Here is a 14,811-nt window from a genome sequence, read left to right as displayed (position 1 = left end):
GCTGGCAATCATGTGACATGCAGCCATTCATCTTATGCCGCATGATTGGGGCGCAATCGCGGTGTCGGCATTTTCAAGGACACCGGTTTCCAGCCGGGCCGATTGGATTTAGCATGGCGGTATGAAGATCGGATCCAGCCAACGCGTCAGCGGCCGCAGCTATCTCGACGGGCAGTGCCTGATCGCCATGCCCGGCATGACTGACACGCGTTTTAGCCGCAGCGTGGTCTATATCTGTGCGCATTCCGAGGATGGCGCCATGGGCATCATCCTCAACAAGCCGGCGCCGGACACGCGGTTCCCTGATCTGCTGGTCCAGCTCGACGTGATTCCCTCGGAAGAGCTGATTCGCCTGCCGAGCCAGGCCGAGCGGATGCGGGTGCTGCGCGGCGGACCGGTGGAAACGAAGCGAGGCTTCGTGCTGCATTCCTCGGACTTCTTCCTGGAATCGGCGACCTTGCCGATCGACAACGGCATCTGCCTGACGGCGACATTGGATATCCTGCGGGCCATTGCCATCGGCAGCGGTCCGGAGAACGCGGTGCTTGCTCTTGGCTATGCGGGCTGGGGAGCGGGTCAGCTGGAATCCGAGATCCAGTCGAATGGCTGGCTGCACTGCGCCGCAGACCCCGCGCTGCTCTTCGACGACAGCATCGAAACCAAATACAATCGCGCGCTGCACAAGATCGGCATCGATCCCGCGTTCCTGTCCAGCACGGCCGGACACGCCTGAGCGGCACCGGCCTCCCTCCCGGAAGAGGGGAGGGGTTACGCTGCTTCCGAAGAGGACGCGGCGCTCGCGCCCACCAGCCTGCGGGCTTCGGCTGCGCTCATCGGCTGTCCGAAGATATAGCCCTGCGCATATTGGCAGCCGAGCTGGTAGAGCTCGATTGCATCCGACTCCGTCTCCGCGCCCTCGGCAACGACGTCCATGCGCAGATCGGCGGCAAGCTGGACGATCGAGCGCAGGATCACCGGCGGTTTCCCGTTGCCCATCTGGCGCACGAAGCTCTGATCGACCTTGATCGTGTCGAACGGAAAGCGCTGCAGATAGGACAGCGAGGAATAGCCGGTGCCGAAATCATCGAGCGAGAGCCCGGCGCCGAGTTCGCGGATGCGTGAGAGCATCTGCGCGGCATATTCCGGATTCTCCATGACCAGGCTTTCGGTGATCTCGAGCTTGAGCGTGCCCGGCAAGACGCGCCGGCGCGCAAGCACCGTCTTGACGTCATGCAGCAGGTCGTGGCGCAGCAACTGGCGGCTGGAGACGTTGACGCTGGCGAAGATCGGCGGGTCGACCTCGAGCGCGGCCTGCCAGGCGGCGAGCTCGCGTGCGGTACGGTCCATCACATAGACGCCGAGATCGACGATCAGCCCGGTCTCCTCCGCGATCGCCAGGAAATCCTGTGGCAGCAGCCGGCCCTCGCGCGGATGGTCCCAGCGCACCAGGGCCTCGAAGCCCGCGATGGTCCGGTCCTCCAGCCTGACGATGGGCTGGTACATCACCTGAATCTCGCCGCGCTCGATGGCGCGACGCAGGTCGCTCTCCAGGGCAAGACGATCGTTGCGATCGGTCCGCATCGCGGGGACGAAGACCTCGATCTTGTTGCCGCCCTGGCGTTTGGCATGCGCCATCGCCAGCTCGGCGTTCTTCAGAGCATCATCCTTGCGGGCCGCAGGCGAGGCGTCGAACAGCGCAAGCCCGATCGAGGGGGTGAGGAAGATTTCGCGTTCCGCGAAGGTCACCGGCGTCGAGACGGCGCGGCGAACGAGTTCCGCCAAGGCCAGGATACGCTCGGGGTCCCGCTCGGAGACAAGGATCATGGCGAAGGTGTCGCCGCCGATGCGGGCAAGCGTGTCCTGCGCCCGCAGCAGACGGCCGAGCCTGCGGGCGAGCGTCAGCAGGATCGAATCGCCCGCGGAGAAGCCGACCGATTCGTTGACCTGCTTGAAGCGGTCGATGTCGATGACGAGCACCGTCGGGCGGATATTGTCGTCGGCGCGGCAGAAGCCGAAGACGGCGCCGAGGCGATCCTGGAACAGCTTGCGGTTGGGCAGGCCGGTCAGGTTGTCGTGCACCGCGTCATGCAGCAGCCGCTCCTGCGCCGTCCTCTGCTCGGTGACATCGGCGAGCGTGCCGATCACGCGGATGACCTCGCCGTTGGAGCCGATGACGGGCCGGGCCTTGAGGTTGAACCAGTGATAGCTGCCATTGGCGGCCCGCAGACGGAAATCGAGTTGCAGCTTGCCGCGCCGCTGTTCCAGCACGGCATCGAGCGTGACGCGATAGCGGTCGCGATCGGAGACATGCATGTATTCAAGCCAGCGAGCCGCCGAACCTTCGAGCGCGCCGCGCGGAAGGCCGAGCAGGGTCTCTGTCTGCGGCGAGACGAAGATCTTGTCGGCGCTGACATCCCAGTCGAAGACGAGATCGCCGGAACCCGACAGCGCCAGCGCCCGCCGCTCGGTGTCGGAGACAAGGCCCTGCGCCAACGCACCGCCGGCGAAGGCATGCTGGATGACGGTGAAGCCGATCAGCAGCACGATCAGCACCAGCCCACCGATCAGGGCGGGCGCGACGAGGTCGCGCTGGAACTGGCCGGTGACCGTGAACCCGGCCGCCGTCACCCAGACCGCGAGCAGGAACCAGGTCGGGATCAGCATGACGGCGCGTTCATAGCCATGCGTCGCCAGGTGCAGGATCAGCACGAAGCCGACGGCTGCGACCGCGGCGATCGAGATGCGCGCGATGCCCGACGCCATCGGGGCATCGAAGACGGCCAGACCGACGAGGCCGAACAGGCCGAGGATCCAGATGATCGTCACATGGCTGTAGCGGACATGCCAGCGCGACAGATTGAGATAGGCGAAGAGGAAGACGAGCAGCGTCGCCGCCAGCACCACCTCGGCTCCGGCGCGGTAGATGCGCTCGATTGCCGGCGTCAGCGGGAAGATGCGTTGGAAGAAGCCGAAATCGAGCCCCGCATAGGCGAGAACGGCCCAGGCCAGGGCGGCGGCGGCCGGGAAGATCACCGCTCCCTTGACCACGAAGATGATGGTCAGGAAGAGCGCGAGCAGGCCGGCGATGCCGATGATGATGCCCTTGTAGAGCGTCAGCCCGTTGGTCTTCTGGCGATAGGCCTCCTGCTCGAACAGATAGAGCTGCGGCAGGTTCGGAGATTTCAGCTCGGCGACGAAGGTCACCGTCGTGCCCGGATCGAGCGTGATCATGAAGACGTCAGCGTCCGGGCTATCCTCGCGCTCGGGGCGAAGCCCCTGGCTCGCCGTCACGGCCTCGATCCGCGTGTCGCCGAGATCAGGCCAGATCACGCCGGAGCCGATCAGGCGATGGAACGGCGCGACCAGCAGCCGGTCGATCTGCTCGTCGGAATCATTTGTGAGCGCGAAGACGATCCAGTCCGGCCGTGCGCCCGACTCGCGTGCCCTGACCGCGATCCGGCGCACGATGCCGTCGGGGCCCGGCGCGGTCGATATCTGGATGACGTCGCCATCGGATTTGTTGCGCTCGACCACATGGGTCAGGTCGATCACCGGGGCGTCGACAGGGACGCGGACGGCCTCGACGGCCTGGGCCGGCGCGGCCAGGGACAGCAGGAACAGGAGTGCGAGGCCGACAAAGGCGAGGCCAAACCGGAGAAGTCGGTCAGGAGGGGACAAGCGCGACTCGGTAACAGTGTGGGCCGCGCTCAAGCGGGGCGGGAGACCAAGTCGTACCGACCGGTCGTGGCGAGGGCAAGGCAGAGGCACGGCCCTGTGGATCATCGCGCCCCGCCCGTCTCCGCGGGGCCGAGCAGCCGGTCCGTCGAAATCATCGCATAGAGCAAGTGGTCCGCCCAGTTTCCGTTGATGCGCAGATAGGCCCGAGCCTCGCCTTCGCAGCGGAATCCGACGCGCTCCAGCAACCGGCGGGACGGCTCATTGCCCGGCAGGCAGGCGGCCTCGACCCTATGCAGGCCGAGGTCGGAGAATGCGAAGCGCACGGCGCCGCGCACCGCCTCGGTCATATGTCCCTTGCCGGCGTGGCGTTGCCCCATCCAGTAGCCGAGCGTGCAGGCCTGGGCGACGCCACGGCGGATCAGCCCGAGCGTCAATCCGCCCAGCAGGGTTTCGCTGCCGGCATCGAAGATGAAGAGCGGATAGGCTTCGTCAGCCGCGATCTCGCGCCCGGCACGCTTGACGCGCAGGCGGAACGAGTTCCGCGTCAGGTCATCCTCGTTCCAGACCGGCTCCCATGGCGTCAGGAACTCCCGGCTCTCCATCCGCAACACCGCCCAGGCCGCATAATCGTTCGCCAGAGGCGCCCGCAGGAACAGGTTCGGCGTGCGAACGAGCGGGCGGGCTGGCGGGTCGGTCGAGAAGCGGAAGAGCGCCATGGCTGCTCAGTCCCCGGAGCGTGCGGCCTGCCGCAGTTGCTCTGCCGGCGGGAGGCCGGAAAGCGGACCGACGGCAGCGATCGTTGGCTGGTGCCCGAGCAGAGAGCGTCCGGCGGCGCGAACATCCTCCAGCGTGACAGCATCGAGCCGGTGCGCCAGCTCCTCGCGCGCTATCGCACGTCCGAAGACGAGCACCTGGCGGGCCATCTGTTCAAGCTTGCCACCAGGGCTCTCAAGCGATGCCAGCAGCCCGACCTTCATCTGGGCCCGGGCGCGCGCAACCTCGACCTCCGTCACATCTTCGGCAGCCTGGCGCAGGCAACCAAGCGCAACATCGATCAGCTCGCTCGCATCTTCCGGTGCCGTGCCGGCGCTGATTCCGAACACACCGCAATCGGAGAAGGGCCAGTGGAAGGCGTCGATGGAATAGGCGAGGCCGCGCTGCTCGCGCACCTCCTGGAACAGCCGGGAGGAGAGCCCTCCGCCGAGCACGGAGGAGAACACCTGGAGCGGGTAATGCGCGCCGTCCCGGAAAGGCTGGCCGGGAAAGCCCAGCACCAGATGGACCTGCTCCTCGTCGCCCTCGATGCGTGCTTCGCCGCCCCGGTAGTGACCGTCTTCGCGCTGGAAGGCTTCGACGGGCTTGCCCGGAAGGCTGGCGAGCCTGTCACGTGCCAAGGCGACGAGTTCGTCATGGTCGACGGCACCGGACGCAGCCAGCACCATGTTGCCGGCATGGTAGTGCCGCGCCAGATAGGCCCGGATGGCGTCGGGCGTGAAACTCTTGACCGTCTTCGCCGTTCCCAGGATCGGGCGGCCGAGGGGCTGATCCGGAAAGGCCGCCTGCAGGAAGCGGTCATAGACGAGATCGTCGGGCGTATCCTGAACCGCGCCGATCTCCTGCAGGATGACGCCCTTCTCGCGGGCGAGCTCCTCGGGCGCGAGGGCAGGCGATGTCAGGATATCGGCCAGGATGTCCACGGCGAGTGGAAGGTCGGGTCCCAGGACCCGGGCTGTGTAGCAGGTGTACTCGACGCTGGTCGCGGCGTTGAGATCCCCGCCGACGCTTTCGATCTCCTCGGCGATCTCTCGGGCGCTGCGCCGTGCCGTGCCCTTGAAGGCCATGTGCTCGAGCAGATGCGCCAGGCCGTGCTCGTTCGGAAGTTCGTCGCGCGCGCCGGCTCCGATCCAGATGCCGAGCGAGACGGTGGACGCATGGTCCATGCGCTGCGAGACGATGCGCAGGCCGGAGGGGAGGGTCGTCAGGTCGACCTCAGGATCATGTGCACCCGGCGAGCGTGGTGCAGGCGTGGCCAGTTCGGCGATCTCGGCCGGCCCCGTCGCGATCATGCCGCCGCTCCCCGCACCGTCCGGGCATTCTGCCGGATGAAGGCCTCGATGCGTCCCTGGTCGTTCGGCAGCAGGGTGAAGCGCTCCTTGCGCTCCATCAGATCGCCGAGATGGGCCGGCAGGGCGGGCGTGACACCGCTTGCCGCCGCAACGGCTGCGGGAAACTTGGCGGGATGCGCCGTGCCGAGCACGATCATCGGCGTAGCCGGATCTGCCCTCAGACCCCGGCGCGCGGCTGCAACCCCGATCGCGCTATGGGGGTCGAGCAGATAACCGGCCTCACGCCAGGTGCGGCCGATCTCGTCGGCGACGTCCGCCTCCCCGACAGCGCCGGCGTCGAACTCGGCGCGGATGCGGGCCAGCGGCTCCGGCGCGATCTCGAATCGGCCGGATTGCTGCAGGGACTGCATCAGCCGGCGCACGGCGGCACCGTCGCGGTCATGCGCCTCGAACAGCAGGCGTTCGAAATTCGAGGAGATCTGGATGTCCATCGAAGGGGAGGTGGTGGCGGCGACGCCCCGCATCTCGTAGGCACCGCTCTCGAGCGTGCGCGGCAGGATGTCGTTGCTGTTCGTGCCGATCACCAGGCGCTCGATCGGCAGGCCCATGCGCTTGGCGACCCAGCCGGCGAGCACGTCGCCGAAATTGCCGGTCGGCACGGCGAAGGAGACCTTGCGCCCAGGCGCGCCGAGCGCGACAGCCGAGGTGAAGTAGTAGACCACCTGCGCCGCGATGCGGGCCCAGTTGATCGAATTCACGCCGGAGAGGCGCAACTCGTCGCGGAAGGTATGGTGGTTGAACATCGCCTTGGCGAGGTTCTGGCAATCGTCGAACGTGCCCTCGACCGCGATGGCGTGGACATTGGGGGAGTCCACCGTGGTCATCTGCCGCCGCTGTACGTCCGAGACGCGCCCCTGCGGATAGAGAATGAACATGTCGACTCGCTCGAGCCCCTTGAAGGCGTCGATGGCAGCACCGCCTGTGTCGCCGGAGGTTGCGCCGACAATGGTGGCGCGCTCGCCGCGCTGCACCAGCACATGGTCCATCAGCCGCCCAAGCAGCTGCATTGCCACATCCTTGAACGCCAGAGTCGGGCCGTGGAACAGCTCGAGCACGAAGAGATTGTCGCCGAGCTGCGTCAGCGGACAGGTGGCCGGATGCCGGAAGGTGGCATAGGCCTCGCGGATCATGGCGCGGAGGGCTGCCGTCTCGATATCTCCGTCGGCCAGTGCGCCGATGATGCGTTCGGCAACTTCGGCATAGGGTTTGCCGGCGAAGCCCGCGATGTCCTGGGCTTCAATTCTGGGCCAGGCCTTCGGGACATAGAGGCCGCCATCGCGGGCGAGCCCGGCGAGCAGGGCGTCGGAAAATGCGAGGGAGGGCGCTTCCCCCCGGGTGGAGACATGCAGCACGGTGTCGCTCTCTGTGGTCGTGCTGCTGCTATAGGCCGGGAGCGCAGCGAGGGCAAAGGTTGCGCGCCCGCGCAGGGTCGCGGGGGGCAGGTTCAGTCGCGCTGGTGCCGCCTGGCCTGCCAGGCGAAGGCAATGAAGACACCGATCAGGGTCAGGGCCAGCCCGAACCAGGTCAGCGCGTATTGCAGGTGGTTGTCGGGAATCCGTCCGATCAACTCCTTCACATCGACGCCGGCCGGCGGCGTCAGCCCGTCCCCCTGGCGTTCGAGTTCAAGATAGAACGGCGCGGCCGCCAGGCCGAGGGAGGACGCAATGGCGGCCGGATCGCGTGTGAAGAACTCGCGATTAGCCGGGAGGTCGGCTGGCGTAAAGCTGTTCCGCGCTTCGGGCGTACGCAGGAAGCCTGTTACGGTGGCCGGTCCGGCGACCGGCTTGATCTCGGCCAGGCGCGCTTCCGGCACGAAGCCGCGATTGATCAGGATGACGCCGCCGGCATCGAGCCGGAACCCCTGGAAGATCCAGCGGCCGAAGCCGGAGAGTTGGCGCGTTCCCGGTCCGCCCGATGCGATCGTAGTGCGCACGCCGGCAAAGGGGCCGTCGACGTAACGCCCGGATGCCGCGACCCGCGTCAGGTCGAGTTTCGCGGGGTCGAGCGCGCTCCATTGCTGCTCCGGTGGCACGGGCGCCGGAGGGCTCGCTGCCTGCGCTTGCAGGCGCTCGATGAAGCTGTGCTTCTCGCCCATCCGCTGCAGCTGCCAGCTTCCCAGCGTGCAGAGTATCAGCGCCCCGCATATCGTCAGGATCGCTGGTAGGAGGAGGCTTGGGCGTCTTGTGGTGTCGGGCATCGTCTCTGCGCTCACTTCTCTCGCCTGCCTTCCTCGGCCTTGTGGCTGTATTGCAGCGCGACCGCGAGCCCTTTCATCGGTCGCAGAAGGGCGAGGCAGACGGTGACGGCCAGTGGCCGCCAGATCGAGAGATGCACCCAGATCGGCGGCTCATAGGCGATCTCGACAGAGAGCGCCGCGCCAAGAACCGCGAAGCCTGCGATCAGCATGATGAACACGGCAGGGCCGTCAGCCGAGTCGGCGAAGGCGAAATCGAGCCCGCAGGCGGCACAACGAGGCCGCAGCTTCAGGAATCCGTCGAAGAGCTTGCCTTCGCCGCAGCGCGGGCAACGGCCGGAAAGGCCGGTCGCATAGGGCGACGGGCTGATATGCTCGTACTCTGCCATCATGGTTTCCCGAAAAAACAAAGGCGGCCTCGCGGCCGCCTTCGAGATTGTCTTGAACTGGCCGCTCAGTGCGCCGCAGCTGATCCCGGGCCGGACGCCCAGACATAGATCGCGGCGAACAGGAACAGCCACACCACGTCGACGAAGTGCCAGTACCAGGCCGCGAACTCGAAGCCGAGATGCTGGGCCGGTTTAAAGTGGCCGAGATAGACCCGGTACAGGCAGATCGCCAGGAAGATCGTGCCGATGAGCACATGGAAGCCGTGGAAGCCGGTCGCCATGAAGAAGGTCGCGCCATAGATATGGCCGCTGAAGGCGAAGGTCGCGTGGGAGTACTCGTAGGCCTGGACGATCGAGAACAGGCCGCCGAGGAACACCGTCAGCCAGAGCGCCTGCTTCAGACCCTTGCGATCGTTCTGCAGCAGCGCGTAATGCGCCCATGTCACCGTCGTGCCCGAGGTCAGCAGGATCAGCGTATTCAGCAGCGGCAGGTGCCAGGGATCGAAGGTCTGGATGCCCTTGGGAGGCCAGACGCCGCCGGTGAAGTCGTGGCGGGCATACTGGATCGTTTCACCGCTGAAGAGGCTGGCGTCGAAGAAGGCCCAGAACCAGGCGACGAAGAACATCACCTCGGAGGCGATGAACATCAGCATGCCGTAGCGATGGTGAAGCTGGACGACGCGGGTGTGGTGGCCCTCGTGCTCAGCCTCGCGCACCACGTCCATCCACCATGCGAGCATGGTGTAGAGAACACCGAGCAGGCCGACGCCGAAGACCAGGGGGCCGAGATGCATGCCGGCGACGGTCATCGCCTTCATCCACATGACCGCGCCGATGGCCATGATCGTCGCGCTGCTCGCGCCGACGAGCGGCCACGGGCTCGGGTCGACGAGATGGTAATCGTGGTTCTTGGTATGGGCCCCGGCCATCTTACTTTGTCTCCGCGTCCGACTCTGCTGCGCAGCGCTTGGTGCTGTCGCAGTTCTTATAGTTTCGACTTGCCCGCGTCACCCTTGCCATCCGCGACCGGCTGGCCGGCCTTGGACGGGAAATAGGTGTAGGACAGCGTCAATGATTTGACCCCGTTGAGATCGCGGTTCTGCTCGATCTCGGGGTCGACATAGAACACGACCGGCGCTTCCAGCGTCTCGCCCGGCTGCAACGTATGCTCGGTGAAGCAGAAGCATTGCAACTTGACGAAATAGGCGGCCCCCTGCGTCGGCGTGACGTTGAAGGTCGCGATGCCGGTGGAGACCCGGTCCGTCGTGTTGGTGATCTTGTAGAATACCGTCTGCGTCTCGCCGACGCGGAAGGTGATCTCGGAGCTTTCCGGCTCGAAGCGCCAGCCCAGGGCCGGCGAGACATTGGCGTCGAAACGCACCGCCATCTTGCGGTCCAGGATGCGCCCGGCGGCCGCGGTCCCGACCATCGGCGTGCCGCCGAAGCCAGTGACCTTGCAGAACAGGTCGTAGAGCGGCACGGCTGCGAAGGCGAGGCCGGTCATGCCGACCGCAACGCCGGCGCAGATCAGCGCCGTCCGGCGCATTCTCGCATGCTGACGGTTCGATGGCGTCGTTGTCATCACAGCGGCCTGTTCATGATGGCCGGACCGGTCTTCACCAGCGTCACCACGAAGAAGAAAATGACCAGGCCTGCAAGGACCAGCGCAAGCGCGACCGAGCGGCGCCTGCGGCGTGCCATGTCCTCCGGAGAGAAGGCCGGCGGGATTTCGCGTTTCGGAGCTTCGCTCATCCTAGCACCTTGGGCAGGGCCCACATCAGGCCGAGGCTGTTCTCGGCCAGCAGCACGGCGAAGAGCAGGAAGAGGTAAAGAATCGAGAAGCCGAACAGCGCATAGGCGGCCTTGTGGGCGGCTTCACCCTCGGTCACGCGCAACACGCGGAAGGCCAGAGCGATCATCGCAAGTCCGGTCACCACGGAGACGACGAGATAGGCCAATCCGCCGAACCCCATCAGGGCAGGCAGCACCGCGACCGGCGCCATGACCAGCGAGTAGGCCACGATCTGCCGGCGCGTCGCGGCGGGGCCGGCGACATTCGGCAGCATCGGGATGCCGGCGCGGGCATAGTCGCCCGACTTGACCAGCGCCAGCGCCCAGAAATGGGGTGGCGTCCAGAGGAAGATGATCGCGAAGAGCACGATCGAGTGCAGGCCGAAATCGCCGGTCACGACCGCCTCGCCAATCATCGGCGGGAAGGCCCCGGCCGCTCCGCCGATGACGATGTTCTGCGGCGTCGAGCGCTTCAGCCACATCGAATAGACGACGGCATAGAAGAAGATGGTGAAGGCGAGCATCGCCGCCGAGAGCAGATTGGCGACGAGGCCGAGCACGATCACCGAGCCGACAGACAAGGTCAGTCCGAAGGCGAGCGCCTCGGATGGCAGGATCCGCCCGGCGGGAATCGGACGCTTGGCGGTCCGCACCATCAGCGCGTCTATATCGGCGTCGTACCACATGTTCAGGCAGCCGGACGCGCCGGCGCCGACCGCGATGGCGAGCAGCGAGGCAAATCCGATCACCGGGTGAATCGTGCCGGGGGCCGTCGCCATGCCGCCCAGTGCGGTGACGACGACCAGGAACATCACCCGCGGCTTCAGGAGCGCGAAGAAATCGCGCGCCTCGCCGGTGGAGCTCTTCGCGCCATCGGTGCGGGAATCGAACCTGTCGAACGCAGCGGACATTGGTCTTGTCGTTTCACTCTTTACGACGGCCGCTAGCGGCCGTGGGGAATGAGAGGGAGCGGTCTTGCCGCCCATCTCCGGAACGCCGCAGGTGGCGCTCGGGGGAGGGGCGGCGGCGGGCCGGGGAGCCCGCCGCCAGATGGATCAGTGGTCCGAGCCGACGATGCGCGGCAGGGTCTCGAACTGGTGGAACGGCGGAGGCGAGGACAGGGTCCATTCCAGCGTCGTTGCACCCTCGCCCCACGGATTGTCCCCGGCGAGCTGCTTCCTCGAGAAGGCGACGATGACGCCGTAGAAGAAGATCAGCAGGCCGGCAGCGAAGATGTAGGAGCCGATCGACGACCAGAAATGCCAGCCGGCGAAGGCATCCGGATAGTCCGCATAATGACGCGGCATGCCGGCAAGGCCAAGGAAATGCTGCGGGAAGAACAGCAGGTTGGCGCCGAAGAAGGCGACCCAGAAGTGCAGCCTGCCGATCCAGTCCGGCATGACATAGCCCGACATCTTCGGGAACCAGTAGTAGAATCCGGCGAAGATGCCGAACACGGCGCCGAGCGACAGCACGTAGTGGAAGTGGGCCACGACGTAATAGGTCGCGTGCAGCGAGCGGTCGACGCCGGCATTGGCCAGCACCACGCCGGTCACGCCGCCGACGGTGAACAGGAAGATGAAGCCGATCGCCCAGAGCATCGGCGCGGTGAAGCGCAGACTGCCGCCCCACATCGTCGCGATCCAGGAGAAGATCTTGATGCCGGTCGGCACCGCGATCACCATCGTGGCGAAGACGAAGTAGCGCTGCGTGTTGAGCGAGAGACCGGCGGTGTACATGTGGTGCGCCCACACGATGAAGCCGACGACGCCGATCGCCACCATCGCATAAGCCATGCCGAGATAGCCGAAGATCGGCTTCTTCGAGAAGGTCGAGATGATGTGGCTGACGATGCCGAAAGCCGGCAGGATCATGATGTACACTTCGGGGTGGCCGAAGAACCAGAACAGGTGCTGGTAGAGCACCGGATCGCCGCCACCGGCCGGGTCATAGAAGGTGGTGCCGAAATTGCGGTCCGTCAGCAGCATGGTGATGGCGCCGGCGAGCACGGGCAGCGACAGCAGTAGCAGGAAGGCGGTGACCAGCACGCCCCAGGCGAACAGCGGCATCTTGTGCATGGTCATGCCAGGCGCGCGCATGTTCAGGATGGTGGTGATGAAGTTGATCGCGCCGAGGATCGAGGCAGCGCCCGCGAGGTGAAGCGCGAGAATGCCGAAATCGACCGAAGGGCCGGGGTGGCCTGCCGACGAGAAGGGCGGATAGATCGTCCAGCCCGTGCCGACGCCATGGGCGCCAGGTGCGCCTTCGACGAACATCGAGATGACCAGCAGCACGAAGCCGGCGACCGTCAGCCAGAACGAGATGTTGTTCATGCGCGGGAAGGCCATGTCCGGCGCGCCGATCATCAGCGGCACGAACCAGTTGCCGAAGCCGCCGATCACGGCGGGCATGACCATGAAGAAGATCATGATCAGACCGTGGCCGGTGACGAAGACGTTGTAGCTCTGGCCATTGGCGAAGATCTGCAGGCCGGGCTGCTGCAGCTCGATGCGCATCATGATCGAGAGGAAGCCGCCGACCAGACCAGCCATGATCGAGAAGATCAGGTAGAGCGTCCCGATGTCCTTGTGATTGGTCGAGAGCAGCCAGCGCCGCCACCCGGTCGGGTGGGCGTGGGCGTCATCATGTCCGTGTGCGTGGGCGTGGGCGCCCGGAGCCGCAGTTGCCATGGATTCGTCTCCTCGTGCGAAATCTGTTCGCGTGAGTTCAGTCAGATCTGGTTCGTTCACTCGGCCGCGGCGGCGACCTTGCCGGCGGCGTCGCCGGCGCTGGCGAATTTCTTCTTCGAATCGGCAAGCCAGGCCGCATAGCGCTCGGCGCTCACGACACGGAACGCGATCGGCATATAGGCGTGGTTCTGCCCGCAGATGAACGAGCACTGGCCGTAATAGATGCCTTCGCGATCGGCGCGGAACCAGGTCTCGTTGAGACGGCCGGGGATGGCGTCGATCTTGATGCCGAAGGACGGCACGGTGAATTTGTGGATGACGTCGGCCGCGGTGACCTGGACGCGCACGACCTTGCCGACCGGCACGACCGCCTCGTTGTCGACAGCGAGCAGACGCGGAGCCTCGGCTGCGGCGATCCTGTTGCTGGCGATCGCTTCGGCGCGCTGCTTTTCGTCGAGCATCAGCGAATCGAAGCCGAAGGCGCCGCCGTCCTGCGGATACTCGTAGGACCAGTACCATTGCTTGCCGGTGACCTTAACGGTCAGGTCCGACTGCGGAATCTCGAGCTGGAGCTTGAGAAGCCGGAAGGAGGGAATGGCGATGACGACGAGAATCAGGACCGGGATGACCGTCCAGGCCACTTCCAGCAGCGCATTATGCGTCGTCTTGGAGGGGACGGGGTTCTTCCTCTCGTTGAAGCGCCACGCGACGTAGATCAGCAAGCCCAGCACGAAAATCGAGATCGCGAAGATGATCACGTTAAGCCAGTCATGGAACCAGTGAATGTATTCCGAGACTTCGGTGGCGGCGCCCTGCAGATTCATCTGCCAGGGCGAAGGCATGCCGGTGCCGGCCAGCGCACTTTCAGGAAGAAGCGTCGTCGCGCCCGCGGCGAGGGCCGCTGCGGCCACTGTTGCAATGGTCCTGCTCAGAAATCGCATCGGTCCGACATAGCTCCTGTGATCCCGTCGCGGCCCGCTGTCCTTGTCTATGCGGCCCACGCGCAACGAGGCCGGCTGATCGGCCCGCCTCGTTCTTCGGCATTGCGATAAATCAAAGATCACGCTTGCGCCAGAGGGGCAATGCAGGCCTTCCACGCAGTCAGTGCGGCATAATCACGCGAGGTCTCGGCCTCAAGAAGTGCTTCCGTTGTGGCTCTGTCCTTGACAGGGCGGGGTCTGCATGGTCCCAACGCAGGCACATTCGGAGCGTGATTGTTTTGTGTGGAAGCCCTTCTGGCGTCCCTCGAAACATGGATCGCCCTCTCGAATATGATTAGAGACGGATGGCGGTTTTGTCGGAATCGGACGAACGATTCCCGCAAGGGCGATCCGGCTTCAGGGGGCGATGTCCGGCTATTCGTGCCGGTTTGAAGGGAATGACGGGGATGGGCAAGTTCATCGGACCTGTCTTCGCGGTCGCGCTGGCGGCCGTGGGCGTATGTCTGGGTTCGAGCGGCGTGGTTTTCGCCCAGGGCGCTGTGAAGTCGACGCATGGCGATTGGCAGTTGCGCTGCGAGGTGCCGCCAGGCGCCAAGGCCGAGCAATGCGCACTCGTGCAGAATGTCGCGGCCGAGGATCGGCCGAATTTGACGCTGCTGGTCATCGTGCTGAAGACGGCCGACCAGAAGAGCCGGCTTCTGCGTGTCGTGGCGCCGCTTGGTGTGCTGCTGCCGTCGGGGCTCGGTCTCAAGATCGACGACAAGGACATCGGCCGCGCCGGCTTCGTTCGTTGCCTGACCACGGGCTGCGTTGCCGAGGTGGTGATGGACGATACGCTTCTCGGCCAGCTAAAGGCCGGAAAAAGCGCCACATTCATCGTATTTCAGACACCGGAGGAGGGCGTGGGTATCCCCGTCTCGCTTTCCGGTTTCGGGCCTGGCGTGGAGACCCTGCCGTGAATGATGTGATGCCTCGCCGGCTGACTATGCTGGCTGCTTCTGT

Annotated in this window: 14 protein-coding genes; 2 read left to right on the top strand and 12 right to left on the bottom strand. The window is 65.5% G+C overall.

Translation table 11 applies throughout. The features are described from left to right. Positions 1-121: 121 nt before the first annotated feature. Positions 122-733 carry a YqgE/AlgH family protein gene (locus tag BIWAKO_RS04370; RefSeq protein WP_069877494.1) on the top strand — a complete coding sequence of 204 codons (612 nt, stop codon included), beginning with the start codon at positions 122-124 and terminating at the stop codon, positions 731-733. A gap of 35 nt (positions 734-768) precedes the next feature. On the opposite strand, the gene BIWAKO_RS04365 is transcribed toward BIWAKO_RS04370, so the two are convergent. From BIWAKO_RS04365 to coxB, 12 genes are all read right to left on the bottom strand, one after another. Further along, positions 769-3,678, bottom strand: coding sequence for an EAL domain-containing protein (locus tag BIWAKO_RS04365; protein WP_069877493.1), 2,910 nt, complete (start codon positions 3,676-3,678; stop codon positions 769-771). A 101-nt stretch (positions 3,679-3,779) separates the two neighbouring features. Beyond that, positions 3,780-4,394 carry a GNAT family N-acetyltransferase gene (locus BIWAKO_RS04360; RefSeq protein ID WP_069877492.1) on the bottom strand — a complete coding sequence of 205 codons (615 nt, stop codon included), beginning with the start codon at positions 4,392-4,394 and terminating at the stop codon, positions 3,780-3,782. Between the two features lie 6 nt (positions 4,395-4,400). After that, a complete protein-coding gene (locus tag BIWAKO_RS04355; protein ID WP_084651154.1) occupies positions 4,401-5,744 on the bottom strand; it encodes a M16 family metallopeptidase in 1,344 nt (447 codons plus the stop codon). Further along, positions 5,741-7,156 (bottom strand): threonine synthase, encoded by a 1,416-nt coding sequence (gene thrC, locus BIWAKO_RS04350; RefSeq protein WP_069877491.1) that lies wholly within the window; start codon positions 7,154-7,156, stop codon positions 5,741-5,743. The genes BIWAKO_RS04355 and thrC overlap by 4 nt, the downstream gene beginning before the upstream one ends. A gap of 92 nt (positions 7,157-7,248) precedes the next feature. Next, complete coding sequence (locus BIWAKO_RS04345) at positions 7,249-8,016, bottom strand: SURF1 family protein (protein WP_084651153.1); 768 nt, start codon at positions 8,014-8,016, stop codon at positions 7,249-7,251. Continuing rightward, positions 8,013-8,387 (bottom strand): DUF983 domain-containing protein, encoded by a 375-nt coding sequence (locus BIWAKO_RS04340; RefSeq protein WP_069882160.1) that lies wholly within the window; start codon positions 8,385-8,387, stop codon positions 8,013-8,015. The genes BIWAKO_RS04345 and BIWAKO_RS04340 overlap by 4 nt, the downstream gene beginning before the upstream one ends. Before the next feature lie 65 nt (positions 8,388-8,452). Continuing rightward, positions 8,453-9,316, bottom strand: a complete 864-nt coding sequence (locus BIWAKO_RS04335) for a cytochrome c oxidase subunit 3 (RefSeq protein WP_069877490.1) — start codon at positions 9,314-9,316, stop codon at positions 8,453-8,455. Positions 9,317-9,372: 56 nt separating this feature from the next. After that, positions 9,373-9,969: a cytochrome c oxidase assembly protein gene (locus tag BIWAKO_RS04330; RefSeq protein ID WP_069877489.1), complete on the bottom strand. Its 597-nt coding sequence runs from the start codon at positions 9,967-9,969 to the stop codon at positions 9,373-9,375. After that, positions 9,969-10,139: a DUF485 domain-containing protein gene (locus tag BIWAKO_RS35240; protein WP_141739979.1), complete on the bottom strand. Its 171-nt coding sequence runs from the start codon at positions 10,137-10,139 to the stop codon at positions 9,969-9,971. The genes BIWAKO_RS04330 and BIWAKO_RS35240 overlap by 1 nt, the downstream gene beginning before the upstream one ends. Continuing rightward, the gene (locus BIWAKO_RS04325; RefSeq protein ID WP_069877488.1) at positions 10,136-11,089 is read right to left on the bottom strand and encodes a heme o synthase; all 954 of its coding nucleotides are present in this window, start codon (positions 11,087-11,089) and stop codon (positions 10,136-10,138) included. Before BIWAKO_RS04325 ends, BIWAKO_RS35240 begins: the two co-directional genes overlap by 4 nt. A gap of 144 nt (positions 11,090-11,233) precedes the next feature. Next, positions 11,234-12,868 carry a cytochrome c oxidase subunit I gene (ctaD, locus tag BIWAKO_RS04320; protein ID WP_069877487.1) on the bottom strand — a complete coding sequence of 545 codons (1,635 nt, stop codon included), beginning with the start codon at positions 12,866-12,868 and terminating at the stop codon, positions 11,234-11,236. 56 nt (positions 12,869-12,924) lie between these two features. Then, positions 12,925-13,809, bottom strand: a complete 885-nt coding sequence (coxB, locus tag BIWAKO_RS04315; RefSeq protein ID WP_069877486.1) for a cytochrome c oxidase subunit II — start codon at positions 13,807-13,809, stop codon at positions 12,925-12,927. Between the two features lie 437 nt (positions 13,810-14,246). Here coxB and BIWAKO_RS04310 point away from each other — a divergent pair, with 437 nt between their 5' ends. After that, positions 14,247-14,768 (top strand): invasion associated locus B family protein, encoded by a 522-nt coding sequence (locus BIWAKO_RS04310; protein ID WP_141739978.1) that lies wholly within the window; start codon positions 14,247-14,249, stop codon positions 14,766-14,768. Positions 14,769-14,811: the final 43 nt, after the last annotated feature.

Origin of the sequence: Bosea sp. BIWAKO-01, assembly GCF_001748145.1 — a bacterium.
GTDB lineage: Bacteria > Pseudomonadota > Alphaproteobacteria > Rhizobiales > Beijerinckiaceae > Allobosea.
The sequence above is the reverse complement of the archived record's forward strand: the minus strand, read 5'-3'. Positions and strand labels throughout refer to the sequence as shown.